At 55.5% G+C, this 25,481-nt stretch carries 23 protein-coding genes; 14 read left to right on the top strand and 9 right to left on the bottom strand.

The genetic code is table 11. The features are described from left to right. Nucleotides 1-86 precede the first annotated feature (86 nt). Nucleotides 87-986 (bottom strand): LysR family transcriptional regulator ArgP, encoded by a 900-nt coding sequence (locus tag AC6I6N_RS05990; RefSeq protein WP_094197147.1) that lies wholly within the window; start codon nucleotides 984-986, stop codon nucleotides 87-89. A 110-nt stretch (nucleotides 987-1,096) separates the two neighbouring features. Here AC6I6N_RS05990 and AC6I6N_RS05985 point away from each other — a divergent pair, with 110 nt between their 5' ends. From AC6I6N_RS05985 to AC6I6N_RS05970, 4 genes are all read left to right on the top strand, one after another. Next, nucleotides 1,097-1,714, top strand: coding sequence for a LysE/ArgO family amino acid transporter (locus tag AC6I6N_RS05985; protein WP_094197146.1), 618 nt, complete (start codon nucleotides 1,097-1,099; stop codon nucleotides 1,712-1,714). A gap of 49 nt (nucleotides 1,715-1,763) precedes the next feature. After that, nucleotides 1,764-2,267, top strand: coding sequence for a GNAT family N-acetyltransferase (locus tag AC6I6N_RS05980; protein WP_094197145.1), 504 nt, complete (start codon nucleotides 1,764-1,766; stop codon nucleotides 2,265-2,267). Between the two features lie 287 nt (nucleotides 2,268-2,554). Continuing rightward, on the top strand, nucleotides 2,555-3,010 hold the full coding sequence (locus AC6I6N_RS05975; RefSeq protein ID WP_108727686.1) for a MaoC family dehydratase: 456 nt from the start codon (nucleotides 2,555-2,557) through the stop codon (nucleotides 3,008-3,010). Further along, nucleotides 3,011-3,604: a TetR/AcrR family transcriptional regulator gene (locus AC6I6N_RS05970; protein ID WP_497943308.1), complete on the top strand. Its 594-nt coding sequence runs from the start codon at nucleotides 3,011-3,013 to the stop codon at nucleotides 3,602-3,604. A 102-nt stretch (nucleotides 3,605-3,706) separates the two neighbouring features. Here AC6I6N_RS05970 and AC6I6N_RS05965 read toward each other — a convergent pair whose 3' ends face one another. Next, a complete protein-coding gene (locus AC6I6N_RS05965; protein WP_230017791.1) occupies nucleotides 3,707-4,990 on the bottom strand; it encodes a pyridoxal phosphate-dependent aminotransferase in 1,284 nt (427 codons plus the stop codon). Nucleotides 4,991-5,326: 336 nt separating this feature from the next. On the opposite strand from AC6I6N_RS05965, the gene AC6I6N_RS05960 reads away from it, so the two are divergent. Next, nucleotides 5,327-5,815, top strand: coding sequence for a MarR family winged helix-turn-helix transcriptional regulator (locus AC6I6N_RS05960; protein ID WP_123049737.1), 489 nt, complete (start codon nucleotides 5,327-5,329; stop codon nucleotides 5,813-5,815). Further along, nucleotides 5,812-6,588 (top strand): HEAT repeat domain-containing protein, encoded by a 777-nt coding sequence (locus tag AC6I6N_RS05955; protein WP_094197140.1) that lies wholly within the window; start codon nucleotides 5,812-5,814, stop codon nucleotides 6,586-6,588. Before AC6I6N_RS05960 ends, AC6I6N_RS05955 begins: the two co-directional genes overlap by 4 nt. Nucleotides 6,589-6,610: 22 nt before the next feature. Here the strand turns inward: AC6I6N_RS05955 and AC6I6N_RS05950 are convergent, their stop codons facing one another. Next, nucleotides 6,611-7,735, bottom strand: coding sequence for a metallophosphoesterase (locus tag AC6I6N_RS05950; protein ID WP_497943307.1), 1,125 nt, complete (start codon nucleotides 7,733-7,735; stop codon nucleotides 6,611-6,613). Between the two features lie 523 nt (nucleotides 7,736-8,258). Between AC6I6N_RS05950 and AC6I6N_RS05945 the strand changes: the two genes are divergently transcribed. Beyond that, the gene (locus AC6I6N_RS05945; protein ID WP_230018769.1) at nucleotides 8,259-10,334 is read left to right on the top strand and encodes a catalase; all 2,076 of its coding nucleotides are present in this window, start codon (nucleotides 8,259-8,261) and stop codon (nucleotides 10,332-10,334) included. A gap of 44 nt (nucleotides 10,335-10,378) precedes the next feature. On the opposite strand, the gene AC6I6N_RS05940 is transcribed toward AC6I6N_RS05945, so the two are convergent. After that, entirely contained in the window at nucleotides 10,379-11,194 is an 816-nt protein-coding gene (locus AC6I6N_RS05940) for a hypothetical protein (protein WP_346548234.1), read from the bottom strand. A gap of 101 nt (nucleotides 11,195-11,295) precedes the next feature. Between AC6I6N_RS05940 and AC6I6N_RS05935 the strand changes: the two genes are divergently transcribed. Then, nucleotides 11,296-11,625, top strand: a complete 330-nt coding sequence (locus tag AC6I6N_RS05935) for a hypothetical protein (RefSeq protein WP_094197136.1) — start codon at nucleotides 11,296-11,298, stop codon at nucleotides 11,623-11,625. 72 nt (nucleotides 11,626-11,697) lie between these two features. Here AC6I6N_RS05935 and AC6I6N_RS05930 read toward each other — a convergent pair whose 3' ends face one another. After that, nucleotides 11,698-13,719 carry a ligand-gated channel protein gene (locus tag AC6I6N_RS05930; protein WP_497943306.1) on the bottom strand — a complete coding sequence of 674 codons (2,022 nt, stop codon included), beginning with the start codon at nucleotides 13,717-13,719 and terminating at the stop codon, nucleotides 11,698-11,700. Nucleotides 13,720-13,954: 235 nt separating this feature from the next. Between AC6I6N_RS05930 and AC6I6N_RS05925 the strand changes: the two genes are divergently transcribed. Beyond that, nucleotides 13,955-15,028, top strand: a complete 1,074-nt coding sequence (locus tag AC6I6N_RS05925) for a linear amide C-N hydrolase (protein ID WP_497943305.1) — start codon at nucleotides 13,955-13,957, stop codon at nucleotides 15,026-15,028. A 138-nt stretch (nucleotides 15,029-15,166) separates the two neighbouring features. Next, nucleotides 15,167-15,499, top strand: coding sequence for a ferredoxin FdxA (gene fdxA, locus AC6I6N_RS05920; RefSeq protein ID WP_094197133.1), 333 nt, complete (start codon nucleotides 15,167-15,169; stop codon nucleotides 15,497-15,499). On the opposite strand, the gene AC6I6N_RS05915 is transcribed toward fdxA, so the two are convergent. Continuing rightward, nucleotides 15,496-17,037, bottom strand: coding sequence for an MFS transporter (locus AC6I6N_RS05915; protein WP_230017801.1), 1,542 nt, complete (start codon nucleotides 17,035-17,037; stop codon nucleotides 15,496-15,498). The genes fdxA and AC6I6N_RS05915 overlap by 4 nt on opposite strands. 84 nt (nucleotides 17,038-17,121) lie before the next feature. Between AC6I6N_RS05915 and AC6I6N_RS05910 the strand changes: the two genes are divergently transcribed. Beyond that, nucleotides 17,122-17,988 carry a LysR family transcriptional regulator gene (locus AC6I6N_RS05910; RefSeq protein ID WP_094197132.1) on the top strand — a complete coding sequence of 289 codons (867 nt, stop codon included), beginning with the start codon at nucleotides 17,122-17,124 and terminating at the stop codon, nucleotides 17,986-17,988. Nucleotides 17,989-17,994: 6 nt separating this feature from the next. Here AC6I6N_RS05910 and gph read toward each other — a convergent pair whose 3' ends face one another. The 3 genes from gph to ompA form a co-directional block, all read right to left on the bottom strand. After that, nucleotides 17,995-18,690, bottom strand: a complete 696-nt coding sequence (gene gph / locus AC6I6N_RS05905) for a phosphoglycolate phosphatase (RefSeq protein ID WP_321266933.1) — start codon at nucleotides 18,688-18,690, stop codon at nucleotides 17,995-17,997. Nucleotides 18,691-18,696: 6 nt separating this feature from the next. Then, nucleotides 18,697-19,419, bottom strand: coding sequence for a bifunctional 2-polyprenyl-6-hydroxyphenol methylase/3-demethylubiquinol 3-O-methyltransferase UbiG (gene ubiG, locus AC6I6N_RS05900; protein WP_094197130.1), 723 nt, complete (start codon nucleotides 19,417-19,419; stop codon nucleotides 18,697-18,699). A gap of 83 nt (nucleotides 19,420-19,502) precedes the next feature. Then, nucleotides 19,503-20,099 (bottom strand): outer membrane protein OmpA, encoded by a 597-nt coding sequence (ompA, locus tag AC6I6N_RS05895; protein WP_094197129.1) that lies wholly within the window; start codon nucleotides 20,097-20,099, stop codon nucleotides 19,503-19,505. A gap of 440 nt (nucleotides 20,100-20,539) precedes the next feature. Here ompA and gyrA point away from each other — a divergent pair, with 440 nt between their 5' ends. From gyrA to pheA, 3 genes are read left to right on the top strand one after another with little or no spacing between them, the layout of a single operon-like run. Beyond that, nucleotides 20,540-23,224, top strand: a complete 2,685-nt coding sequence (gyrA, locus tag AC6I6N_RS05890; protein ID WP_094197128.1) for a DNA gyrase subunit A — start codon at nucleotides 20,540-20,542, stop codon at nucleotides 23,222-23,224. After that, the gene (gene serC, locus AC6I6N_RS05885) at nucleotides 23,224-24,333 is read left to right on the top strand and encodes a 3-phosphoserine/phosphohydroxythreonine transaminase (protein WP_094197127.1); all 1,110 of its coding nucleotides are present in this window, start codon (nucleotides 23,224-23,226) and stop codon (nucleotides 24,331-24,333) included. The genes gyrA and serC overlap by 1 nt, the downstream gene beginning before the upstream one ends. Next, a complete protein-coding gene (pheA, locus tag AC6I6N_RS05880) occupies nucleotides 24,326-25,417 on the top strand; it encodes a prephenate dehydratase (protein ID WP_094197126.1) in 1,092 nt (363 codons plus the stop codon). Before serC ends, pheA begins: the two co-directional genes overlap by 8 nt. Nucleotides 25,418-25,481 lie beyond the last annotated feature (64 nt).

Below are 25,481 nucleotides of genomic sequence, written 5' to 3'. Positions count from 1 at the left end.
AGCTGGCGTGAGCCCGCTTTTTTACCATCTACTGCGATTGGCAAACCCTGGCCATTGCTTTCCTGCGAAGGACGCCAAAGAGCTCATTACGCTGGAACTGGCAGTAATGAGGTGCTGGCTGCCTGCTCAAGGGCCCTGCCCATATTGTGCAAGGTGTCGGAGCGGATAGCGGCATGTTGCCAGTACAAAGGTACATCCAGCCAAAGGCCGGGGGCGATCAAGGACAGTTCCTGGCAGGCTAAGGCATTGCTGACCATGGAGTCCGGTGCCAGACACCATCCCAGGCCCAAAGCCGCCGCTTTCACAAAGCCGGTAGAGGTGGGCAGATAGTGGATGGGAGGGGTGACAGATTCAGTGGTGATCTGACGTATAAAACGCCACTGCAATTCGTCCTTGCGGTTAAAGACAATCATGGGGGCTTGGGCCAACGAGCCTGCGTCTACTTCTGAACTGAAGTACTGGGCTACAAATTCTGGAGAGGCAATGGCTTGGTAGCGCATGATGCCCAGTGCTTGAACTTTGCAACCTTGCAGGGGTGTCGGTTCGGCGGTGACGGCACCTAGTACGGAGCCATTGCGTATCAGTTCCAGCGTGTGGTCCTGGTCATCCACGCGCACATCAAACAGGTAGCCATGTTCCTGGCTTAGTTGGGAGAGGGCTTGCAGAAACCAGGTGTCCAGCGAGTCACTGTTGACCGCAATGGCGATGGGTCTACGTGGGCCAGTTCGCTCTGGCAGAAAATCGGCGACAGCCTCTGCTTCCAGGGTTTGCATGGGACGTACACGACGCAGCAGCAACTCGCCTGCTGGTGTAGGACGGCAAGGTGGTTGGCGCAGGACCAGAACCTGTCCCAGTCTGTCCTCCAGCGCTTTGATACGTTGCGAGACAGCCGACGTGGTGATGTATAGCTTGCGTCCGGCCGCTTCAAAGCTGCCTTCCTCCAGAACTGCCGTAAACGCTCTTAATTGCGGGTGCAACAGATCCATGATTCGCCTATATATTTAGAAATTCTTAATTAAGTAAAGAATAATTAGCTTTTCTTAAATCGTAAATGACAGCATCCTATCGCAATTGTTGAATTTCGTGGGTGGATGGCATGTTCTTCTCTGTGCTTGCGACTGGTTTTTTGACGGGTGCTGGCCTGATCATGGCCATAGGCACACAAAATGCCTTTGTCTTGCGGCAAGGGCTGGAGCGTAGGCATGTGGGCTTGGTGGTCGCTATCTGTGCCTTGGCCGATATCGTCTTGATTCTAGGGGGCGTGGCTGGCATTGGTACCTTGGTAGAGGAATGGCCAGGCTTGCTGCAAGTTCTGCGCTTTGGCGGCGCGGCTTTTCTTGCTTGGTATGGGCTGTTGGCCGCACAACGGGCTTGGACGGGCAAGGGCAGCTTGATGGCTGGGCAGGGTAGCGAGCGAAACCGTCGTCGTATCTTGCTCACTTGTCTGGCATTTACTTTTTTGAATCCTCACGTGTATCTGGATACGATGGTGCTGCTAGGTAGCCTGTCTACGCCGTATCCTGGCCACTTGCAGTGGGCCTTTGCCTTGGGGGCCTGTGCAGCCAGTGCTAGCTGGTTTCTGGCCTTGGGCTATGGGGCGCGATTGTTGCAACCCGTGTTTCGTCAGCCTTTGGCCTGGCGTGTGCTGGATGCCAGCATCGCTGTTTTCATGCTGGCTTTGTGCGCTGTATTGCTGTTGCGGCCCTTGCATTAAGCGTTGTGGTCCCTGATCGGAACCTGACTCTCTTTATAAAGGATGTGTTGTGATCTCTATTCGTCCGGTTCAGGCGCATGAATGGCGCACGTATCAAGCATTGCGCCTCAGTGCCTTGCGTGATTCTCCCGATGCTTTCGGGAGTACCTATGCCGTGGAGTCCGCACATTCTGAGCATTTCTGGCAGGAGCGGATCCAAACCGCTTGTGCATCCGAGGCAGACCATGTCTTGTTAGCTGACAAGGAGGGGCAAGCGTGTGGTCTGGTCTGGTGCAAGCTGTCCGCCTCGGAACCTGCCGTGGCTGATATCTATCAGATGTGGGTGGCACCCTCCGCGCGTGGCTTACAGGCAGGCTATGGCCTGCTGGATGCGTCAGTGAAATGGGCAAACAGTAAGCAGGCGGCTTGTATACGTTTGAGTGTGACTCTGACGAATGCGGCAGCCGTCCAGTTGTATAAGAAGTATGGTTTTTCGCCTAGCGGTGAACCTGAGTTTTTGCGTGAAGGCTCGTCTTTGATGTCGCAGACCTTGGTACTGGATTTAGCAGGCTAAAGCCCAGCAGATGAAGGCAGCCCCTTGAGCAGTCTGCTAGCAAAGGGCGGCTTTCTTTTATGTCTTGCTGGTCTGTGGGGCGATGTGCCCTATTCAAGGCGCATTTTCTCAAACGCTCTACTGAATGGCTTTCAGGTAACAAAGCAGAGTAATCACCATTTTCAAAATAGAGTATGTCTGTAATCTATTGTTGATTTTCAGAAAAGCTTGTGCAAGGATAGCTGCTATTCATAATCTATTTATGTAGGCAGCAATACGCACTCGCACACTTTCTGGAGAATAGTCGGATGAGTCTTACCGCAGTTGTCTATCTTGACGATCTGGCCCTGGGGATGGAGTTTCGCAGCGCAGAGCATGCTCTGGATGAGGCGCAAATTATCAGCTTTGCCCGCCAGTTTGATCCGCAGCCTTTCCATCTGGATGCAGAAGCGGCCAAGGACACGTTCTTTCAAGGTTTGGCTGCAAGCGGTTGGCACACTGCTGCCATCACCATGAAGCTGTTGGTGGACAGCTTGGAATTCAGTCAGGGAATTATTGGTGCCGGCGGGCAGATAGACTGGCCACGGCCCACGCGTGCTGGTGATGTCTTGCATGTGCTCAGTAAAATCATCGACATTCAGCCCTCTCGCTCTAAAGCGGACAGGGGGATGGTGACGGTGGAGTCTCACACCATGAATCAAAATAATGAAGTGTGTCAGCGCTTGATTGCCAAGCTGATTGCTTTTCGTCGTCCGGAGGTTTGAATGGGGCGTGTCTCGCGTGAGCAGGCCGAACGCAACCGCGAACGGGTGCTGGAAACGGCATGCCGGCTGTTTTGCAAACATGGGGTGGAAGGGGTCTCGATCGGGGACATCATGAACGATGCGAGTCTGACGGCTGGCGCCTTCTACAAACAGTTTGCCTCCAAAGAGGCCTTGATTGAGGAGGCTTCCCGTTTTGCCTTTACGCAGTCTTCGGCATCCTGGCAGCGTATCAACCAACGCTATGAAGAAGATGCCGTACAAGGTTTTCAAGCCTTGATGCGACGTTACTTCAAGCATCGTCCTCAAACTCAAAGCTGCCCGATTTTGGCCTTTTCTTCCCTGGCTAGCGGCCTGCCTGCTGATGCGCAGACCACGGCAATTTACAGTGAAGGGGTAGAGCACTTGTTTGAGCAGTTTCGCCGCCTTGCCTTGCAAGCCTGTGCCGAGCAGTCCGAAGAGCAAGTCATGCTCTTGTTTGCCGCCATGTTGGGGACAGGGATGATCAGCCGGGCCATGGGTGATACCGCGTTGACGCAAAGTATGCAGGCGGCTGTTCTGGCCGCATTGCCTGGTGGGGAATCTTGTTCTCAATAAGTCGATTTTCAGAATAAAAAACGCCCGATGTGCTGTATCGGGCGTTGGTCACTACATCAAGGTCTATTGACTTCTCAGTCCCTGCTTGGCAGCGTTTTCTGCTTAGGCGGTTTGCACACTACTCTCAGCGGGAAGTGCTGCTTGCGCAAACTCAGGCCGTTCCGTACCGTGCTTGATACGGTAGTCTTTCAGGAACTTGGCCATGCGGCCGATGGCCTCGCGCAGGTCGGGCTCGTGGGGCAGGAACACCATGCGGAAGTGGTCCGGATGAGGCCAGTTAAAGCCCGTACCTTGCACCAGCATCACGCGGGTGGCTTCCAGCAGTTGCAGGAAGAACTGACGGTCGTCCTTGATGGGGTAAATTTCGGGATCCAGACGCGGGAACATGTACAGAGCAGCGTGGGGCATGACGCAACTGACCCCGGGAATGGCGGTGATCAGTTCGTATGCCAGATCGCGTTGACGACGCAGGCGTCCGCCTTCGCAAACCAGGTCGTTAATGCTCTGATAACCACCCAAGGCCGTTTGAATGGCCCATTGGCCGGGCACGTTCGCGCATAGCTTCATATTGGCCAACATGCTCAGCCCTTCGATATAGTCAGCGCCGGCCTGCTTGTCGCCCGAAATCACCAGCCAGCCTGCGCGGTAACCACAGGCGCGGTAGCTTTTGGACAAGGAGTTGAAGGTTAAGGTCAGCACGTCGGTGGACAAGCTGGCCATCGCGGTGTGCTTCATGTCGTCAAACAAGACCTTGTCGTAGACCTCGTCGGCCAGCAGCACCAAATTGAATTCGCGGGCAATATCGATCAGGGCTTGCAGCACCGAGTCGGGGTAGAGCACGCCGGTGGGGTTGTTCGGGTTGATGACCACCAGACCTTTGGTGCGTGGGGTGATCTTGGAGCGGATATCGTCCAGATCAGGGATCCAGCCATTGGCTTCATCACAGAGGTAATGGACGGGCGTACCGCCGGACAGGCTGGTAACAGCCGTCCACAGCGGGTAGTCGGGCATGGGCAAGAGTAACTCGTCGCCGTCATCCAACAGGGCATTGGTGGCCATGGCAATCAGTTCAGAAGCACCATTGCCCAGGTAAATGTCTTCCAGCGTCACGCCCTTGATGCCTTGTTCCTGGGTGTAGTGCATGACGGCTTTGCGCGCGGCAAAAATACCTTTGCTGTCCGAGTAGCCCGAGGAATTGGGCAGGTTGCGGATCATATCAAGCTGGATCTCTTCCGGGGCATCAAAACCGAATACCGCCAAATTGCCGATGTTCAGCTTGATCAGTTGCTGACCCTCGTCTTCCATTTGCTTGGCCCGGTCCATGATGGGGCCGCGAATATCGTACAAAACATTCGCCAATTTGTTCGATTTCTTGATGCTATTCATGATGCTGGTACTCGGATTCCATGTGTGCTGCAGAGGATAGTTGGCAGGGCTGATGCCTGACCAGCCTTCTACCTTACCGCATGCGAGGGGCTCGCTTGGTAAGCATCAAGCTTAAAATGTGGCATTGTCGAGTTTTGGCGACACTCTTTTTGTCAGAAGATCGGCTGTATTTATGGATAGGTTCCTTACCATTGGGCATATTTCGCTTTGTGGTTTGGATTGGCATGATATGAAATCCGTGTACCTTCATTTCGGATGAGTACGTCTCTTTTATTTTTCTTGTTTTTGATGGAATCCACTATTAAGATTTGATATCAAATAATTTGATCTCAAACTATGAAACTGGAAGCGAAATATCAGGCCTTGCTCTCGCATGCACAGCAGCACCAGGACGTTAACGTACAGGGAATGTCTCTTTGTTTTCAGCTCTTGTCCTTGTCCGCTCGTATTGATCGAGACTGCGCCGCCTTGTTGGCACCCTATGGCTTGAGCGAAGCCCGTTTTGTGCTTTTGTTTTTGCTCAAAGAGGCACCCGAGGGCATGCCCTCGCATATCCTGGCTGAGCGGGCAGGTGTTACGCGTGCAACGGTCACCACCTTGGTGGATGGACTGCTTAAAGCGGGTTGGGTGCAACGCTTTGCGGCCGAGGCGGATCGGCGTTCCGTCATGGTGAAACTCAGTCCTCAGGGGGAGGAGCTGGCCAAGACCCTGGTAGGGACCCATGCCCAGTGGATAGGCAATCTGTTCGGGCATTTGTCCGAGGCGGAATGCGCGCAGCTAAGCACCTTGTTGAACAAAGCGGCCGCAGGAGAACAAGCATCATGAGTACAGAAAACCGCAAGGGTTATGCCAGGGTCGCGGACATACCCGCTGATATTTTGTTGGCCCTGTCCAAGGGGGAAATCCAGGGCGCTACCCTGACGGAGTCGCTGGCGATTGATCAGCGTGTGCTGGTGGCCACTGTTTTTCCGGAACTGGATGAGCAGGGCGCGCAGCACATCGACGCCCTGGCCGAATTGGGCATTCTCAAGCGCATGAAAGCCATAGGGGAATATTTGCTGCAAACCTATGGTGAGATGGCCTGGATGCGTTGTCTGAATCATCCGGCCGATGTGGTGCGTGGCTGGGCTTGCTTTATGGTGGGAGCGCGCGAGCCGCTAAGTGTGTCCCAGCGTCTGGACGCACTGCGTCCCTTGGCGGATGATCCGCATTTTGGTGTGCGCGAATGGGCCTGGATGGCGGTACGGCCTCAACTGGTGGCCGAGCTGGAGGTATCGATTCAGACCTTGCAGCAGTGGGCGCGTTCAGACTCGGAGTATCTGCGCCGCTTTGCGTGTGAAGCCCTGCGCCCTCGGGGAGTGTGGTGCGCGCATATCGCTATTCTGAAAAAGGAACCGGAGCGCATGTTGCCGATTCTGGAAACCTTGTATCGGGATGACAGCGTGTATGTGCAAGACTCGGTGGCCAACTTCTTGAATGATGCAGCCAAGGATCAGCCACAGTGGGTGCGCGATTTATGTGCTCAATGGCAGGTGCAATCACCGGATAATGCGGCTGTGCAGCGCCTGTGTCGACGGGCACTGCGCAGCGTATCTTGATGCTCCGGTTTGCGTTTCAGGTTCAGGAGGCGCGCAAGGTAATCAAGGTGATTTCCGAGGCGCGCCCCAGACGCAGGGGGAAACCTGGCCACAGCCCGGCGCCGTAGCTGACATAGAGCTGCATATCATCGACTTGATACAGTCCGCCTACATAGCCGTCATTGGCCATTTGCACGATCTTGTGCATGCCTAAGATATGGCCGCCGTGTGTATGGCCGGACAGTTGCAAAGCCACGCCGGCCGCTGCGCTTTCTTTGGCGGTATCGGGGCGATGGGCCAGCATGATGATAGGCATGCCGACCGGGATGCCGGCGACCGCCGCAGCCACGTCGGGCGTGGGCTGCCCATGCACGGCCGCTGACTTGTCCGTGATGCCGGCCAAGGCAAAAGCGGCATCGCCTTGCTCAATAATGCTGTGCTCATTTAGGAGCAAACGTAGCCCCAGGCTGTTGAAGTGTTCTATCCAGGGCTGATACTGGGTGTAGTACTCGTGGTTGCCTGCAATGACCCAAACCCCTTTGGGGGCAGACAGGGCTTGCAAGGGGGCGACATCTTCGCGACGAGCTTTCACCGTGCCATCGACCAAGTCGCCCGTAATTGCAATCAAGTCCGGTTTTAAGGCCTGTGTTTTGTCCACGATGGCCTGTACCCACGGCCCTTGCAGCAGACGGCTGGCGTGCAGGTCGGTCAGTTGCATCAGCTTGAAACCATCCAGGCTAGGGGGTAAGCCATTGACCTTTACGTCGATGAATTTTACTTCCGGGACTTGCACCGCCTGCCACACGCCCAATGCGGAAAGACTGACAGCGGCGATACCTAGCACACCGCGCAAGGTGGGGGAGCGCAGCAGCACTTGTCCGGCAGGTTTGTACAGGACGCGCATTAGCAAACCTGCCAGATCGGTGATCAAGGTCAAGCAGGTGGCCAGCAAGACAGCTCCAAAAGCCCATCCCAAGATCATGATGACTGGGGCGGGAATTTCTGGAGAAGCGCGGGTGCCCCAAAACAGGGCGACGGTGTAATGGTGCAGGGTGGCGGCAATGGCCAAGGCACTTAACAGCCACTTGATCCAGGGTTTGATCGATAAAGGTTTGATTAGTCGCCAAGCGACATATAGAGCGAAGACGAGGGCAGTGGCTTGAAACACAAAATCATTCCAAAAAGAAACGGAGCACATGCTTGGGCATGCGCTAAAGCGTGCTCAGTATAGAGCGAGAAAATGCGCATGATGCCAGAGCGGGCCTGACAGTTACCGGCTTGTCACGAAAAAAATGTGGACATGCTTGTTTACGTTTCGAGAGACTGGTTCGCACATCAAGTCATTAAAACTCCTAGGCTTTTTCCAAGGGCACCCCAACAGAGCGGGGTGCCTGCCCCTTGTTTCAAGTTGCACGATTTGCAGGATCAATAGGGTGCATCCCGAAGGAATGGGTGAGCTTGAAACAGGACACGTCTGGGTTTGACGTGTGTAGTTTATTGGGAGCGCGCGGTGATGGCAGGCTCACGCTCATCGTTCAGACAAACCCTGCTTGCGAGGTTCTGTTGCCGAGTGCCGGCACACCCTGGCAGCCTGGTTTGGTTTTTTTCGCCTGAACACCACATCGTTGCGTATCACTACTGAATTCAAACCTGCAGAGCGGGGTTTGTTAGGTGACTCGACTGGAGGACATATGGTGACGAAAAAATCCTCAACCAGGACCAATCAGGATGCCGTGGGTCAAGGCGGGGAGTTGCATCAGTTTGGCCAAACTGGCTTGACGACCAATCATGGCGTGCCCCTATCGGACAATCAGAACTCCTTGCGATTTGGCGCGCGCGGCCCGACTTTGTTGGAAGATTTTGTCCTGCGCGAGAAAATATTCCATTTCGACCACGAGCGCATCCCGGAGCGGATTGTTCATGCTCGCGGCACGGGCGCACATGGCTATTTTGAATGTACGCAGGCCATTCCGGAGTTGACTCAGGCCTGTGTGTTTCAAAAGGAAGGACACCGGGTGCCGGTGTTCTGCCGTTTTTCAACAGTGGCCGGTTCCAAAGGCTCCAAAGACACGCCGCGTGACGTGCGTGGCTTTGCCGTCAAGTTCTATACCGAGCAGGGGAACTGGGATCTGGTGGGCAATAATATGCCCGTTTTTTTTATCCAGGACGCCATCAAGTTTCCGGACCTGATCCATGCCGTTAAGCCGGAGGCAGACCGGGGCTTTCCACAGGCAGCGTCAGCTCATGACACTTTCTGGGATTTTGTCTCCCTGATGCCTGAGTCTTTGCATACCGTCATGTGGTTGATGTCGGACCGAGCCTTGCCGCGCTCGTTTCGCATGATGCAGGGCTTTGGTGTGCATACCTTCCGTTTTGTTAATGCCAAGGGCAAGTCGCATTTTGTGAAGTTTCACTGGAAGCCCAAACAGGGTTTGCAGTCTACCTTGTGGGACGAAGCGGTCAAGATTTCCGGCGCGGATTCGGATTACCTGCGCCGCGATTTGTACGAGGCCATTCAAAGCGAAGCCTTCCCGGAGTGGGAGCTTGGCGTGCAGGTTTTCGACCAGGAGTGGGCCGACAAGCAGGACTACGACGTGCTGGATGCGACCAAGCTCATTCCCGAAGAAAGCGTGCCGGTCAAAATTGTAGGTCGCATGGTGCTGGATCGTTATCCCGACAACTTTTTTGCAGAGACCGAACAAGTCGCCTTCTTGCCGTCCAACCTTATTCCGGGCATCGACTTTACGGACGATCCTTTGCTGCAAGGCCGTTTGTTCTCCTACCTGGATACACAGAAGTCTCGTCTGGGAACAGTCAATTTTCATCAGATTCCTATTAATGCGCCACGTTGTCCGTTCAGCAATATGCAGCGCGACGGCATGATGCAAACTCAGGTTCCCAAAGGCCGCGCGACCTATGAGCCTAACAGCCTGGATGAGGCGGGCGAGTCTGCTGGCCCCCGTGCCCAGGCCCATGGTTTTCGCAGCTTGCCCAGCACGGTAGACGACGGGGCGAAACTGCGGGTAAGGGCGGAGTCTTTTGCTGACCATTACAGTCAGGCCCGTTTGTTTTACCGTTCGCAGACGGAAGTCGAGCAAGAGCATCTAATTGCCGGTTTGGTCTTTGAGCTATCCAAGGTTCAACTCAATCATGTTCGTGTGCGGGTGCTCTCTCATCTGCGTGTGATTGATGAGGATCTGGCCAAGCGAGCAGCCCAGGGCTTGGGCCTGGATTTGCCGCCGCCTGCCAAACCTGCCCGCAAACCAGTAGATATGCCACCCTCTAAAGCCTTGTCCATATTGGCTCAGAAAGCACCTGTTGCAGGCCGGATGCTGGGCATACTGGTGACGGATGGGGCGGATAAAGGCTTGCTGGAGATGTTGCTGACGGGCGCTCAAGAGGCCGGTGTGGCCGTCAAGCTGATTGCTCCGCAAGTTGGGGGCGTAACCTTGTCGGACGGCACCCAGTTGGCCGCTGATGAAAAGATCGCTGGTGCTCCGTCGGTGCTTTTTGATGCGGTCGCCTTGTTGTTGACACAGGAGCAGGCTTCAAAGCTGTGTAATAACAAGGCCGCAGTTGATTTTGTGGCAGACGCCTATGGGCACTTGAAGGCCATTGGCCACAACGGTGCGGCCCAGCCTCTATTGGATCGGGCGGGCGTGTCCGTAGACAAAGGGGTGTTTGTTATCAAAACCGGGGACGACCTGCTTGGCAAGGTGGCTTCGCGTTTCTGGGAACGTCGTCATCAAGTAGATGGTATGGCTTGATCTGATGGGAAAAGGGGCGGTCCAGGCCGCCCCTTCCCGTTCAATCAGTACCGCCAGCTAAGCCCCAGTACGGGGCCGGACATACGAGTATCAAAGACATGACCGGCGCGACGGTAATTCACATCCAGCACTTTGTATCCGGCGGCAAGCGAGAAGTGCTCTGACAGGTCGTAGTTCAGCGTCAGCGTGGCCTGATAGCTCAGACGCGAGCCCACGTCAAAGCCGCCTAAATGGATCTGGGCATGAGTGGACAGCTCGGGTGTGAAGCGGTAGAACGCACGCAGCCCGATCATGGGGTCCACCCAGCTAAAGCTTTCTTCGTGGTGTTTGGTCCGGCCCGCTGTGCTCAGATGGGCACGAGTGCGAATATCCCAATACGAAAAGCCGGCCAGTGCATCCAGGCTGGCTTGTTCGGAATCGTAGACACGATACCCGCCTTGCAAGGTCGCCATGAACAGGCGCGTGTCTACCGTTCCCTGGGCGGCGCCGACCAAGGGCAAGCCTCCCACTACCTCGCTTTCACGCGTGTTCACGTAGAGCAGGTCGCTATTGAGTACATAGCGGTCGCGCCGCGCCCAGGTGTTTAGAAAGGCGGCGGCACGCAGATTGTGCAGTACATCGGAAAAGGACTTTTCGATATCCAGCGAGGGTGCGCGCTTGAATGGAGAAGATTCACCGGACAAGCCCGTAATCCAGGCGTAGGGAGTGATCTGTAATGCGTAAGGTGTGGAGCCCCAGGTGTTGGTTTCGGGCAGTGCTGCCGAATTGAGATCCGTCGTTTGGGCTTGTGCCAGGGTGGTCAGTGGCAACAGCCCCAACAGTAGCCAGCGGGAGTAAGTGAATTTACGCATTACTGTCATGGGCCCCCTTTCTTAATTCTGTAAATGATGGCGTACTAGCGCTGGCCTTGTTTCTTTCGGTATGCTGGACCAGCCGATCACCAATCCGTGGAGAACGTGTCATGCATGTGTTTTACCTTAGCAAGCAAGATATTGATAAGTTGTTGCCCCTAGTGCAAGCGGCGTTACACGCTGGCCAAGGCGGGCAAGTCGGTTTTACTGATCAAGAGTTGGCCTTGCGCGCTGCTCTGGAGGGTTTACAAGACCCCAAGCTGTCCGAGCTTCTGGCCGGTGCCCGAGTTGATCCGGGCCGCAGTGCGGTTGGTTTGGCTGATGAGGACTACCGGGAAAATCTGTTGGCTCTGGAAACCCGAGACAGCGCGTATCTGATTGATCAGCTCATGGACAGCTATGCAAGATTGCCAGGGTTTTTTGACTGCCTGGAGTTTTGAATGGCTGGTTTGAACTGAGCTGTAAAAACGGCCCGTGAAGGGCCGTTTTTGATTCTGCATGAAGCGGTGTTTTTAGAAACCGACAGTGAGTTGAGCCCAGTAACGGCGCCCATCATACACAGCATCAAAGGTTTCATCCGTGACGCGCTTGTCAAAGATGTTGTAGATACCAAAGCCAAGCGTGGTGGTCTTGTTGACCTTGTAGTTCAGGCCGGCATCCAGGAAGGTGAAGGATGGGGTGCCTTGCGCCATGCTGGTGCGGCTCAGGTAGTCTGAAGTCTTGCCACGGTAGTTGACACGTGTCCACAAGCCCAGTTGTTCATTGGCATCCCAATCCAGGGTGGCGTTAAACATATGCTTGGGCATCTTGTTCAAAGGCTGGCCGGAGAACTCACCGCTCTTTTGCTTGGAGTAGGTGTAGGTGTAATTGGCGGCCAGACGCAGGTCATCGGTAATCGACCAGGTTGTGGAGGCCTCCACACCACGCATGATGGCCTTGTCTACGTTGATGCGGTCACTTACGAATTTGTATATCTGAGGCCCGCCTGGATAGGATGAACAAATAGGTAGGTTATCAGGATTAGGGCAGTCTCCCCGTCGTACTTCAGTAATCTTGTCTTTGAAATTGGTATTGAAGAAGGTCAGGCTGTTGACCATACCGTTCTGGTTGTCCCACACAATGCCCAGTTCCTGGCTCAGGCTCTTTTCTGGCTTCAGATTCGGGTTGCCAACGATCACAGCAGGAACGCCGCCGCCACCGGTGATCTGCCCCCAGTCAGCCACGGCCGAACGCAGGGAAGGGGCCTTGAAACCAGAGGATACGCCGCCCTTCAAGGTCAGTTGCTCGGTGGCATGCCAGACACCATAAAGGCGTGGAGTCCAGTGATTGCCATAGTTCTCGTCGTGAGTCATGCGCAAGCCGCCGGTCAGGGCAAAGTTGTCGGTCATGCTCCATTCGTCCTCCGCGAATACCGACCATTGTTCACGGCTTAGGCGATTGACATCGGGCTTGTACTGGTTGCCGTTGTCGCGCAGTTGCTCATGCAGATACTGAAAGCCCGAGGTCAGCATGTGGTCGCCTAAAGGCAGGCTCCATTGCGTATTGAACTCGGTGTTTTTCAGGAACATGCTACGGCCGGGGTTATCAATCTCTTCACGTTGTACGTAGGTGTTGGAAACAGCCCGTCCCCAGCGACCGTTGTGGCCCACGGAGAACACATTGCGAGAGTACTTGCTGGAGGAGATGCTGTTGGGGGAGCATTTGCCGTTTCTGCTGCAGGTTTCGGCGGGCATACTTTTGCCGGGTGTAGAGGTTCGCTCTTGCAAAGTCCGGGAGAACTCGGCGGTAAAGTCGTGATTGGCCGAAGGTGTCAAGGTCAGCTTGACGGTGCCCGAGGATGTATTTTGCTTGTTGAAACCGTCAAGAATTTTGTCTTCATTGCGACGGGATTCCTGGCCATAAATCTGCAGCCCCAGCATGTCTTTCTTGATGGGGCCTGCCAGATAGAAATTGCCTTGATAAATATTGCCGGACTTGGAGTCCTCTTGGATGGTGCCTTCGGTGCGCAGCGAGCCGGTCCATTCCTGGTGGACTTTGCGGGTAATAATGTTGATCACTCCCCCCATGGCTTCTGAGCCATACAAGGAGGACATGGGACCACGAATCACTTCAATACGTTCGATTGCCTGCATGGGAGGCAGCCAGCCCTGCTCAATACCGGCACCATCGCTGTTGGGACGTGTCTCACGCGAGTTTTGTCGCTTGCCGTCAACCAGGATCAGGGTATAGGCCGAAGCCATACCACGAATGCTGATATCGCTACCACTTGCACCACCTGTGATCACCACGCCAGGTACATCTCGCAAGGCGTCGGTGACGTCACGGTAGGCTCTCTTTTCCAGTTCGGCACGTGGTACGACGCTGATGGAGGCGGGGGCATCTTGAACCGCTTGCTCAAAGCCGGAAGCAGTAACCACGATATTGTCGAGCTGGTTGACGCTTTGTTGAGCCAAGGCACAGGAGAAGGGGGCGATGGAGCCAGCAAGAATGGCTACGGCACGGGCAGCCGGAGAAAGAGGAAACAAGAGAGACATAAAAATCAGAATAAGGAACAATAATGAGAACAGTTATTATTATCTAAACGCTGTGTTTCTCAAATCAAGAGAGCTCTTTTTCATGTATCTGTAGGTCTTCTGCCACAACTTGTCACTTGGCTTGACGCGCTGTCCTAATCCTGTTTTTGTTACACCCGTGTCCAATGTATCGGCTGTCTAAACAGTCGGTTTTTTGTTTGATTGATTGGGCGGCTAGCCGTCTCTGGAGAGAAAGATGTTGCTAAAAAAATGTCGTCGTACTTTGCTGGCTTGCGCAGTTGGGCTGGCTTTGGTGCCTGCGGCCTCTGAGGCGTGTACTCGAGCTGTTTTTCTGGGTGATAACGGTCAGGTGATTACCGGTCGTTCCATGGACTGGAAGCTGGACGTTGGAACCAACCTCTGGATTTTTCCTCGTGGCGCCAAGCGCAGCGGTGAAGCAGGTCCATCGTCGATTGAATGGACATCCAAATATGGCAGCGTGATTGCTTCGGGTTACGACCTGGCCTCGACAGACGGAGCAAATGAAAAGGGACTGAACGTCAATTTGCTGTGGTTGGTGGAGTCGGAGTACCCCACCCCTCAAAAAGGTGACAAAACCTTGAGCATGTCCTTGTGGGGGCAATATGTTCTGGATAACTTCGCAACGGTGGCTGAAGCGGTGGCTGCCTTGGAAAAGACCCCCTTCGTGGTGATCAGCGACAAGGTTCCCAATGAAGAGCGTTTGGCGACCTTGCATTTGTCCATGTCGGACTCCTCTGGTGACAGTGCCATTATTGAGTACATCGATGGCAAGCAGCATATCCATCACAGCCGCAAGTATCAGGTGATGACGAACTCGCCGACTTTTGACCAGCAATTGGCTATTCGTGATTACTGGCAGTCGGTAGGAGGCATGAATATGTTGCCGGGCACCAGCCGTGCCGCCGACCGCTTTGCTCGCGCTTCTTTCTACATTGATGCCGTGCCACGCAATCTGAGCGATGACAAGGCCGTGGCCAGCGTGCTGAGCGTGATGCGCAATGCGTCCACCCCCTACGGCATGACCGTGCCCGATCAGCCTAATAACTCGTCGACACGCTGGCGCACGGTGTTCGACCACCAGCGCAGCCTGTATTACTTTGATTCGGTGCTGTCGCCCGGTGCGTTCTGGGTGGATATGAAAAAGGTCGACTTTTCGGCCGAGACGGGCAAGGTCATGAAGCTGGATCTGGGACCTGAGCAAAGCACGGTCTATATGGGTGAAGCGCTGGAGCACTTCAAGCCAGCCAAACCCTTTCAGTTCTTGCCAGCGAAGGGGCCTGCTGTTTAAGGCCATGAGCGGTTAGGGCCGTTTCAGGACGGTCTGAATTCAGGCCGAATAGGCGGGGCATGGCCGACAGCGAACACATGATATTCATGTTCAGCTGTTATGCTATGCCCCGTCTTTATTTGTTGAAGTAGCCGTGTCATGACCTATGTAGTGACGGAAGCCTGTATCCAGTGCAAGTACACCGATTGCGTGACGGTGTGTCCCATGGATTGTTTTTTTGAAGGCCCGAATTTCCTGGTCATTCATCCTGATGAATGTATTGACTGCTCCATTTGTGTGGCCGAATGCCCCGTGGGGGCGATTGTCAGTGATCAGGACGTGACGTCCGAACAGCAGGTCTATGTCGAGCTGAATCGAACTTTGAGCGAGAACCCGGCCTGGACGCGCATCAGTCAACAAAAAGCGCCCTTGCCGGACCATGAGTACTGGGCCACTCAGACTGACAAGTTGGCGCTGCTGCAAAAAGACTAATAGGCAGAACTCGCGTGGCTGCTCTTGTTGCGCTGGAAGTACCAGACAGCCAAGGCCGCCATTACCAGTAAGGCCGTGCAACTGGCCAGCACGGCAACATAGCCTTTATCAAAAGAATCGCGAGCCAACTCACTTAAGGTGAGGGCCAGATTCTGCGGCATGGTTTCTGCCACCAGCAAGGCTTGGTCCAGACTGTCGTAGGCCAATGGGCGATCACTTAACTCCTGCGGCAAGATCAGGCTGGTGCTGTATACGAAGGACAGCAAACTGCCCATAATGGTCACGCCCAGTGCCCCACCCAGCTCGTAAGACATTTCTTCAACTGAAGCTACCATCCCGGCGCGCGAAGGCGGCACGCTTTGCATGATGGTGCTGGAAGCGGCGGTCATGGCCGCACCAACGCCCAGACCAAGCATCACAAGGCTGGTCACTTGTAGATACTGCGCGCTGTTATGCCACAGCAAATAGGCGGCCATGCCCGTTCCCGCCAGGCTCAGAGAGCCGATCAACAGATGTTTGCTGCCAATGACAACCAATAGGCGGCCAGCCAGGGGCCCTGATACAAAAGCGGCCAGGGGCAAGGGCAGAATCGCCAGACCTGCCTCTAAGGGCGAGAAACCCAGTACCAATTGCAAACGTTGGCTAAAAACCAGTTCCATGCCAATCAGGGCGGCCGAGGCCGTCAAGGCAGAGAGCACGGCGGTGCTTAGCGTGGCGTCCTTGAACAGGGAAAAATCCAGCAAAGGAAAAGGGCTGCGGTTTTGTTGACGGACAAACCAGCTTAGAAAGGCAATGCCAATAAGCAGGGCGAGAGCGACTAGCCCCCAGTTGATGTGCAACTTGCCCATTTCTTTGATTGCCAAGGTACTGGCAACCAGGCCCACCATGATCAGCAACGAGCCTTTGATGTCCCAGGGGCGAGATGTATTGGGCGCGGATCTGGGGACCAGTAGCCAGCCCATAGGCAAGGCGATCAGCACAATCGGGACATTGATCAGAAAGACCGATCCCCACCAGAAGTGTTCCAGCAAGAAGCCGCCCAGGACTGGGCCAAAAGCGGCCCCGCCCGACGCAATTGACGACCAGACACCAAAGGCCACGGCACGTTCGCGCTCATCGTGAAAAGTGATGCGGATCAGCGACAAGGTGGCCGGCATCATCATGGCTGCCGCCACCCCCAGAAACGCGCGTGCGGCAATCAGGGCGGTCGGGTTGGGGGAATAGGCTGCCGCGATCGAGGCCAGTCCAAAAGTGGCCAGGCCGCACAGAAACAGGCGTTTGTGACCCAGACGGTCGCCCAGGGTGCCCATGCCCAGGAGCAGGCCGGACACGACCAAGGCGTAGCTGTTGACGATCCAGAGCTTGTCCGAGGCCGAGGCATGCAGATCATGCGTCAAGCGTGGCAGGGCGGTGTAGAGCACCGTCATGTCCACCACAATCAATAAAAGGGCTGCCGACACAATCGCCAGGATCAACCAGCGACGGCTTGGAGACAGGGGAGCAGTTTGGGCTTGATGGGTAATCGAGCTGTGCAGCATAGAACGCCAGAAGGGTAGGAAAGCCACTATGATCTATCAATATTATCAACAGACAAAGTTAATTAGCATCTATAAAATAGATGAATGGATTGGACTTTAGAACGTATTCGACACTTTGTGGCCGTGGCTGAAACTGGCTCCATGACGCAAGCGGCCAAAGAGCTGGGCAAGGTGCAGTCTGCCGTCAGCACCTCAATTTCCCTGCTAGAGGCCGACTTGAACCTGGAGCTGTTCGATCGCTCGCGCCGAACCCTGAGCCTGACGGTACCAGGTGAAATCATGTTGCTCGAAGCCAAGGCTTTGTTGCGCCAGGCAGACGGGTTGAATCGCCGTGCCCTGGACTTGTCTCAGGGGCAGTCGGCCCGATTGGAAATCGGTCTGGATGAGGCTTTGCCGCAAGGACCACTGCGTTTATTGCTGAAAGAGCTGGCGGTGCGTTGGCCTGCTCTGGAATTGACGATCTGGAACGGGACGGCGGCCGAGGTTATGGATTATCTCGGTGAAGGGCGCTCCGATGTAGCCATTCAATTTGATCGTGGGGCCGATGTCAGCTCTTTTGCGCAGAGCTATATCGGGGCGGTGCCTCAGGCGATTTGTGTTGCGCGTACGCACCAGCTAGCCAGCCAACAGCAGGTCAGCCGTAAGGAACTGACAGCGCATAGACAGTTGCTGATTCATATCGAAGGGGTGGAACAAACGGTGGTCAGCCCCAGCGTATGGCGCTCGGACAGTTTTTATGTGATTGCCGATATGGTGGCTGACGGCTTGGGCTGGGCGATTTTGCCCTTGAATATTGCGGAGTACGAGAGCTTGCGCAATAAATTGGCGCAGCTACATTGCAAGGAGCTAGCCTTGCCGCCTTTGTCAGTGCAGATGTTGTGGCGACAGGGGCAATCGTTGGCGCCGGTGGCTGTGTGGATGCAGCAGCGCCTGTCGGAGCTGCTGCCTTAAGTCTGATTAGCAGGCCAGCGGGGTGGGGGTCGGCAATTGACCGTTCGCCCAGCGTTCTACGCCTTCCCAGATATCGCTGGCGTGGTGCACGGTCAGATCAGCCTGCCAGGTGCTGATACTGTCGTCGCCAGCACAATAGCCGTAGGCGGCAACCATGGTTGCCATGCCAGCCGCCTGACCTGCTTGAATGTCACGCAGGTCATCGCCCACATACAGGCAGTCTGCCGGCGCAAAGCCGACTTGTTTTGCCGCGTACAGCAGGGGCTCGGGATGCGGCTTGGTATGTTGGGTGGTGTCCCCGCCTACCGTAACGGCACACGACTGAGTCAGGCCAAGGTGATGAATCAGCGGCAAGGCCAGGTATTCCAGCTTGTTGGTGACAATGCCCCAGGTGTAACCTGCTTGCTCCAGCTGTGTGAGCATGGGGGCCACGCCTTCAAACAGATGGGTCAACTCTGTCATGTGATCGTGATAGTCCTGCAAAAACTGTGCTCGCAACTGAGCATAGTTTGGATGATCAGTGTTGATATCCAGTGCTACCTTGAGCAGACCGCGGGCTCCGTGTGAGGCATACGGACGCAACGCGTCGTAAGGCAGCTCAGGCAGGCCATGCTCTTTGCGCATACGATTGGCTGTAGCTGCCAGATCCGGCGCGGAATCGGCCAAGGTGCCGTCAAAATCGAATAGAACCAGTTTATTCATTAGTGCTTAACGTTGGCGGCGGCTGGCCAGCAGGTAGTTGACGGAGGTGTCACCGGACAGGCGGTAGTGCTCGGTAATCGGGTTGTATTCCAGACCTTTGAGGGCCAGGGCATCCAGACCGCTGCGACGGGCCGAGGAAATCAGCTCACTGGGTTTGATGAAGCCTTCATAGCTATGCGTGCCCTTGGGGATCAGGCGCAGCAGATACTCGGCGCCCACAATGGCAAACAAAAAGGACTTGGGGTTGCGGTTCAGTGTTGAGAAAAAGACCCAGCCACCAGGTTTGACCAGCTTGGCGCAGGCCGCGATGATAGAGCCCGGATCAGGGACGTGCTCCAGCATTTCCATGCAGGTGACGACGTCAAAACGCTCCGGGTGCTGATCGGCCATGTCTTCGGCGCTGATCATTTCGTATTTGACCGGCACACCCGATTCCAGGCTGTGCAAGCGCGCAATCTTCAAGGAGCGCTCGGCCAGGTCAATGCCGGTGACGTCGGCACCGGACTGAGCCAGGCTTTCTGACAGAATCCCGCCCCCACAACCGACGTCCAATACCTGCTTGCCCGCCAGGGAGCCGGTGTAGGACAGAATCCAGTCCAGACGCAAAGGGTTGATGGCGTGCAGCGGTTTGAACTCGCTGTCTGGGTCCCACCAGCGGGATGCCAGTGCACTGAATTTATCGATCTCTGCGGGATCGACATTGAGGTTAGTGGCAGTGGATGCGGTCATGGCTTATCCAAAAAAATTAAGGCCCCGCAAAAGCGGAGCCTTAATTGTAGCCTTAGCTACAGAAATACGTGATGCAGCAAGAATTACTTGCGGTTGCCCACGATTTCGATTTCTACGCGACGGTTTTGAGCACGGCCTTCGCGGGTCTTGTTGGACGCCACGGGGTTGGCTTCGCCTTTGCCTTCGGTGTAGATACGGTCAGCAGGTACGCCTTTGTTGACCAAGTATGCTTTAACAGCATTGGCGCGACGCTCGGACAGCTTCTGGTTGTAAGCTTCAGCGCCGATCGAGTCAGTGTGACCGGTAGCGATCAGAGTTTCCAGATCGATGGCTTGAACAGTGTCAGCCACTTGATCCAGAACCTGGCGGCCTTCTGGCTTGATGGTGGATTTGTCGAAGTCGAAGAAAGTGTCAGCGTTCAGGGTCACTTTAGTGACGGTAGGAGCGACGACAGGAGCTTCGGGGGCTTGGGCAACGGGCACACCGTCACAACCTGGAATACCTGTAGCAGGCGTCCAGAAGTTGTTGCGCCAGCACAGTTCGTTGGTGCCGTTTTTCCAAACGTCGCCGAACGGATTGCGCCAGTTGTTAACTTCGCCGGACTCTTGTGCGGAAACTGCACTAGTAGCCGATGCGGCGGCAATGGCGAGTACAAGTGCGATTTTGGAGGGTTTGTTCATATTTCTCCTCGTTGAGCTGATGCTGTTAAGTGACCGCAGCGAACCCCTGCCGCTGATTAACGGAACCAGTATAGCAATCCTTTGAACGGAACAAAGACTTGCTTGCGCTGGGTTTCATGCGTGTTAGGTCGAATCTTAAGACATTTCGGCCTTATGCGTGAGGGGGACAAGGAACGATTCGCGAAGATGCGTGGAATTAGCCTTGTTCTTTCCTGTTATTGTTGGTTTTAGGCAACAGGAGGTGGGTGGCGTCGCTTCCCCAATTCCTGATCGATACGTTTAGTGGATGGCAGATTTTTGATGGATCGACCCTTTCAATCACCTATCACCTGCCTTGTCGCCGCGTGACGCTGCGTCCCTCTATGTGAAAGTGCTAGAATTTCCCCTTGTCCGTTTACGGCTGGCTTACTGCTTAACCCATATCTATAAAGAATTGACCTATGGATTCCTTTGCCAAGGAGACGCTTCCCGTTTCGCTTGAAGAGGAGATGCGCCGCAGCTACCTCGATTACGCCATGAGCGTGATTGTGGGCCGTGCTCTTCCCGACGTGCGAGATGGTTTGAAGCCCGTGCATCGCCGTGTTCTGTTCGCCATGCATGAACTCAATAACGACTGGAATCGTGCCTATAAGAAGTCGGCTCGTATCGTCGGTGATGTTATCGGTAAGTACCACCCTCATGGTGACTCTGCCGTCTATGACACGATCGTGCGTCTGGCGCAGGACTTTTCCATGCGCTACACCCTGGTCGACGGGCAAGGTAACTTTGGTTCCATCGACGGGGATAACGCCGCAGCCATGCGTTACACCGAAATCCGTCTGGCCAAGATCGCCCACGAACTGCTGGCCGATATTGACCAGGAAACCGTGGATTTCGTGCCCAACTATGATGGCAGCGAAAAAGAACCGGCCCTGTTGCCCTCGCGTCTGCCCAACTTGCTGGTAAATGGCAGCTCGGGTATTGCCGTGGGTATGGCTACCAATATTCCACCGCATAACCTGGCTGAAGTGGTCAATGGCTGTCTGTATTGCCTGAGCCACCCCGAGTGCACGGTCGATGAACTGATCGAATACATTGCGGCTCCCGACTTTCCGACTGGCGCCATTATTTATGGCATGTCCGGTGTGCGTGAAGGCTATCGCACCGGTCGTGGCCGCGTCATCATGCGCGCCAGTACGCACTTTGAAGACATGGAAAAGGGCAACCGTCAGGCCATTGTGGTCGACGCCATCCCCTACCAGGTCAACAAGAAGTCGCTGCAAGAACGCATTGCCGAGCTGGTCAACGAAAAGCGCATCGAGGGTATTTCCGATATTCGCGACGAGTCCGACAAGGACGGTATGCGTTTGGTCATTGAGCTCAAGCGTGGCGAAGTGCCGGAAGTGGTGCTGAATAACCTCTACAAGAACACGCAGTTGCAAGAGACCTTCGGGATGAACATGGTGGCACTGGTCGATGGCCAGCCCCGTTTGCTTAACCTGAAACAGTTGGTCGATTACTTCCTTAGTCACCGACGTGAAGTGGTCACCCGTCGCACTGTGTTTCAACTGCGCAAGGCGCGTGAGCGCGGTCATGTGCTGGAAGGTCTGGCTGTCGCCCTGGCTAATATTGATGAGTTCATCGAAATCATCAAGGCCGCTCCTACGCCGCCGGTTGCCCGCGTCGAGCTGATGGCTCGTTCCTGGGATTCCGGTCTGGTGCGCGAGATGTTGGCCCGTGCTGATACCAGCGCCATTGTGGGTGGCCGTCAGGCTTATCGTCCGGATAATCTGGGTGCCGAATTCGGCATGGGCTCGGAAGGTCTGTACCGTCTGAGCGACGTTCAGGCCCAGGAAATTCTGAACATGCGCTTGCAGCGCTTGACCGGCCTGGAGCAGGACAAGATTGTTAACGAGTACCGCGAGGTTATGGACAAGATTGCCGACTTGCTGGACATCCTGGCCAGTCCCGCCCGTGTGTCCGCCATTATTGGCGACGAGCTGATCGCCGTGCGCGACGAGTTCTCGGCGACCGGCAAGGATGTTCGTCGCTCGCAAATCGAGCACAACGCGACCGAACTGGATACCGAAGACTTGATCACCCCGATGGATATGGTGGTGACTCTCTCGCATACCGGCTACATCAAGAGCCAGCCGCTGTCTGAATACCGAGCTCAGCGTCGTGGTGGCCGTGGCAAACAGGCCACCACCATGAAAGAGGACGACTGGATCGACAAGCTGTTCATCGCCAACACGCACGATTACCTGTTGTGCTTCTCCAACCGTGGCCGTGTGTACTGGCTCAAGGTCTGGGAAGTGCCACAAGGTTCACGCAACTCGCGTGGCCGGCCTATCGTCAATATGTTCCCTCTGGAAGAGGGCGAGAAGATCAACGTGGTGTTGTCCGTCAAGGAGTTCAGCGAAGATCAGTTCGTGTTCATGGCAACCTCGCGCGGCACGGTCAAAAAGACCCCGCTGTCCGACTTCTCCAACCCTCGCAAGGCCGGCATTATCGCTGTGGGCCTGGACGAGGGCGACTACCTGATCGGGGCTCAGCTGACCGACGGTGTTCACGACGTCATGTTGTTCTCTGACGCCGGCAAGGCGGTGCGCTTTGATGAAGGCGATGTACGTCCAATGGGCCGTGCCGCCCGTGGCGTACGTGGCATGACTCTGGAAGAGGGGCAGTCCGTGATTGCCTTGTTGGTGGCAGAGGACGAAACGCAATCCGTGCTGACCGCGACCGAGAACGGTTTTGGCAAACGCACTCCGATTGGCGAATACACGCGTCACGGTCGTGGCACCAAGGGCATGATTGCCATCCAGACTTCGGCCCGTAACGGCAAGGTCGTAGGTGCCGTCCTGGTTCGTGAAACCGACGAAATCATGTTGATTACCAACGCGGGTGTGCTGGTTCGGACGCGTGTGGCCGAGATCCGTGAAATGGGTCGTGCAACGCAAGGTGTGACCTTGATCAGCGTCGATGACGACAGCGAACTGTCTGGTGTGTACCGCGTGGTAGAGACCGATGACGAGGTCGACGCCGAGCTGGGCGAAGACGGTCAAGCGCCAGAAGGTCTTGAGCAGGACAATCAAACTGATTCCGCCCAAGATCAGGCGGACCCTTCTGGCGAGGAAAACGAGTAATGCGTGTATGGAATTTTTCGGCAGGCCCGTCGATGCTGCCGTTGGAGGTGCTGGAACAAGCTGCCGCTGAAATGACCGATTGGCACGGCACAGGCATGTCCATCATGGAAATGAGCCACCGTAGCAAGGACTATATGGGGGTGCGTGACGAGGCAGAAGCCGATTTGCGCGCTTTGCTGTCCGTGCCGGATGATTTCGCCGTGTTGTTTGTGCAGGGTGGGGCACAGGGCCAGAATGGCCTGCTGCCTTTGAACCTGATCCAGCGCAATGGCAGTGGCAAGGCCGACTACGTGCTTTCGGGCAGCTGGTCGGTCAAGTCCTGCGAAGAGGCTCAGCGCTACGGTGACATTCGTGTTGCCGGCACCAGCGGACAGACTTGGCAGGACCAGGGCAAGGAGTGGGCGCCCTGGACCTGGTTCCCCGAGCCTTCCCAATGGGATGTGCGCCCGGACGCAGCTTACTTGCACGTCTGCACCAATGAAACCATTGGTGGCGTAGAGTTCAACGATATTCCCAAGCTGGATGTCCCCGTCGTTGCCGACGTGTCGTCCAATATTTTGTCCTGCCCGATTGATTTCTCGCGCGTGTCGGTTGCTTACGCGGGTGCCCAGAAAAATGCCGGCATGTCCGGTATTGCTTTGATGATGATACGCAGGGACTTGTTGGGCCATGCCATGGATCTGTGCCCGTCGGCGTTTAATTACGCCAACATCGAAAAGCAACAGTCCATGTTCAACACGCCGCCTACGTACTCGATCTACATGGCTGGCCTGATGTTCAAGTGGCTGGAACGCCAGGGTGGTGTGGCGGCCATGCAGGCCCGCAATGCGGCCAAGTCCGAGGCCTTGTATGGCTTTCTGGATGCCTCCGAGTTCTATACCAATACCGTGCATCCGGCTTACCGTTCGCGCATGAACGTACCGTTCCTGTTGCGTGATCAGTCGTTGGACGCCTTGTTCCTGGAGCAGGCCACGGCAGCGGGTTTGACCTCCCTGAAAGGGCACAAGAGCGTGGGTGGTATGCGCGCTTCTATTTATAACGCCATGCCGCTGGAGGGTGTGCAGGCACTTATCGATTTCATGACTGATTTTGAACGACGGAATGGCTAATACCTTAACTGAGCGCCTGCTCCCTTGGCGCAATCGTATTGATGAGCTGGATCGCCAGATCCTGGAGTTGCTTAACGAGCGTGCTCGTGCGGCTTTGGAAGTGGGCAAGATCAAGCAGGACTTCAATACAGAGGAAGTCATCCTCAAGCCCGAGCGCGAGGCACGTATTGTGCGTCGCTTGCAGTCTGAAAATGATGGCCCGTTTACTCCTGCCGCAGTGGAAGCCGTGTGGGGGCAGATTATTTCTGCCTGCCGCGGTCTGGAAAGCGTATTGCGCGTGGCTTACCTGGGTCCACAAGGCTCTTTTTCCGAGCAAGCCGCTTACGAACATTTTGGTCATGCTCTGGATGGCCTGCAGTGTGACTCCTTCGATGAGGTTTTTCGCAGCGTCGAGGTGGGGCAAGCAGAAGTGGGTATGGTGCCTGTCGAGAACTCGACCGAAGGTGCGGTTAACCGCACCTTGGATCTTTTGCTGAACTCGCCCTTGCGTGTCCTGGGCGAGCGCTCGATTCGTGTACACCACAATCTGCTGACCCAGACCGGCACCATGGAAGGCGTCACTCGGGTGATGGCTCATCCGCAGGCCTTGGCGCAGTGTCAGAACTGGCTGCAAAAGCACTACCCCCAGCTTTTGCGTGAAGCCGCTTCCAGCAACGCGGAGGCCGCTCGCATTGCGGCTTCCGACCCCACCGTGGCGGCGATTGCCGGTAATACCGCTGTCACCGCCTGGAATCTGGGCGTGGTGGAAGCCGGTATCCAGGACGATCCGCATAACCGCACACGTTTCCTGGCGATTGGTAACATCGAGTCCTTGCCTAGCGGCAACGACAAGACCAGCATCATTCTGGCCGTGCCCAACCGGGCTGGCGCTGTCTATGACATGCTGTCTCCGTTGGCGGTACATGGCGTTTCCATGACTCGTCTGGAGTCGCGTCCTGCACGGACAGGGCAGTGGGAATATTATTTCTACGTAGACCTGATCGGCCATCGTGACGAGCCTGCCATGGCAGCGGCTTTGGCTGAATTGAAGAAACAAGTCGCCTTTTTCAAGATTCTGGGTTCTTACCCCGTAAACGACTTTTAAGCATCGGAAACAAGAAAGGCCTGAGTGGGGAAATTTTCCCTCTCAAGGCCTGATTGCCTGCTGG

This window comes from Alcaligenes sp. LTN-3 (assembly GCF_059735605.1).
This window is presented reverse-complemented; position numbering and strand designations above follow the sequence as displayed.

What these genes read in the sequence shown, in the direction of transcription:
- AC6I6N_RS05990 (WP_094197147.1), bottom strand. Translation starts at nt 986, where the DNA reads ATGGATCTGTTGCACCCGCAATTAAGAGCGTTTACGGCAGTTCTGGAG.
- AC6I6N_RS05985 (WP_094197146.1), top strand. Translation starts at nt 1,097, where the DNA reads ATGTTCTTCTCTGTGCTTGCGACTGGTTTTTTGACGGGTGCTGGCCTG.
- AC6I6N_RS05975 (WP_108727686.1), top strand. Translation starts at nt 2,555, where the DNA reads ATGAGTCTTACCGCAGTTGTCTATCTTGACGATCTGGCCCTGGGGATG.
- AC6I6N_RS05970 (WP_497943308.1), top strand. Translation starts at nt 3,011, where the DNA reads ATGGGGCGTGTCTCGCGTGAGCAGGCCGAACGCAACCGCGAACGGGTG.
- AC6I6N_RS05965 (WP_230017791.1), bottom strand. Translation starts at nt 4,990, where the DNA reads ATGAATAGCATCAAGAAATCGAACAAATTGGCGAATGTTTTGTACGAT.
- AC6I6N_RS05960 (WP_123049737.1), top strand. Translation starts at nt 5,327, where the DNA reads ATGAAACTGGAAGCGAAATATCAGGCCTTGCTCTCGCATGCACAGCAG.
- AC6I6N_RS05955 (WP_094197140.1), top strand. Translation starts at nt 5,812, where the DNA reads ATGAGTACAGAAAACCGCAAGGGTTATGCCAGGGTCGCGGACATACCC.
- AC6I6N_RS05945 (WP_230018769.1), top strand. Translation starts at nt 8,259, where the DNA reads ATGGTGACGAAAAAATCCTCAACCAGGACCAATCAGGATGCCGTGGGT.
- AC6I6N_RS05940 (WP_346548234.1), bottom strand. Translation starts at nt 11,194, where the DNA reads ATGACAGTAATGCGTAAATTCACTTACTCCCGCTGGCTACTGTTGGGG.
- AC6I6N_RS05935 (WP_094197136.1), top strand. Translation starts at nt 11,296, where the DNA reads ATGCATGTGTTTTACCTTAGCAAGCAAGATATTGATAAGTTGTTGCCC.
- AC6I6N_RS05930 (WP_497943306.1), bottom strand. Translation starts at nt 13,719, where the DNA reads ATGTCTCTCTTGTTTCCTCTTTCTCCGGCTGCCCGTGCCGTAGCCATT.
- AC6I6N_RS05925 (WP_497943305.1), top strand. Translation starts at nt 13,955, where the DNA reads ATGTTGCTAAAAAAATGTCGTCGTACTTTGCTGGCTTGCGCAGTTGGG.
- fdxA (WP_094197133.1), top strand. Translation starts at nt 15,167, where the DNA reads ATGACCTATGTAGTGACGGAAGCCTGTATCCAGTGCAAGTACACCGAT.
- AC6I6N_RS05915 (WP_230017801.1), bottom strand. Translation starts at nt 17,037, where the DNA reads ATGCTGCACAGCTCGATTACCCATCAAGCCCAAACTGCTCCCCTGTCT.
- AC6I6N_RS05910 (WP_094197132.1), top strand. Translation starts at nt 17,122, where the DNA reads ATGGATTGGACTTTAGAACGTATTCGACACTTTGTGGCCGTGGCTGAA.
- gph (WP_321266933.1), bottom strand. Translation starts at nt 18,690, where the DNA reads ATGAATAAACTGGTTCTATTCGATTTTGACGGCACCTTGGCCGATTCC.
- ubiG (WP_094197130.1), bottom strand. Translation starts at nt 19,419, where the DNA reads ATGACCGCATCCACTGCCACTAACCTCAATGTCGATCCCGCAGAGATC.
- ompA (WP_094197129.1), bottom strand. Translation starts at nt 20,099, where the DNA reads ATGAACAAACCCTCCAAAATCGCACTTGTACTCGCCATTGCCGCCGCA.
- gyrA (WP_094197128.1), top strand. Translation starts at nt 20,540, where the DNA reads ATGGATTCCTTTGCCAAGGAGACGCTTCCCGTTTCGCTTGAAGAGGAG.
- serC (WP_094197127.1), top strand. Translation starts at nt 23,224, where the DNA reads ATGCGTGTATGGAATTTTTCGGCAGGCCCGTCGATGCTGCCGTTGGAG.
- pheA (WP_094197126.1), top strand. Translation starts at nt 24,326, where the DNA reads ATGGCTAATACCTTAACTGAGCGCCTGCTCCCTTGGCGCAATCGTATT.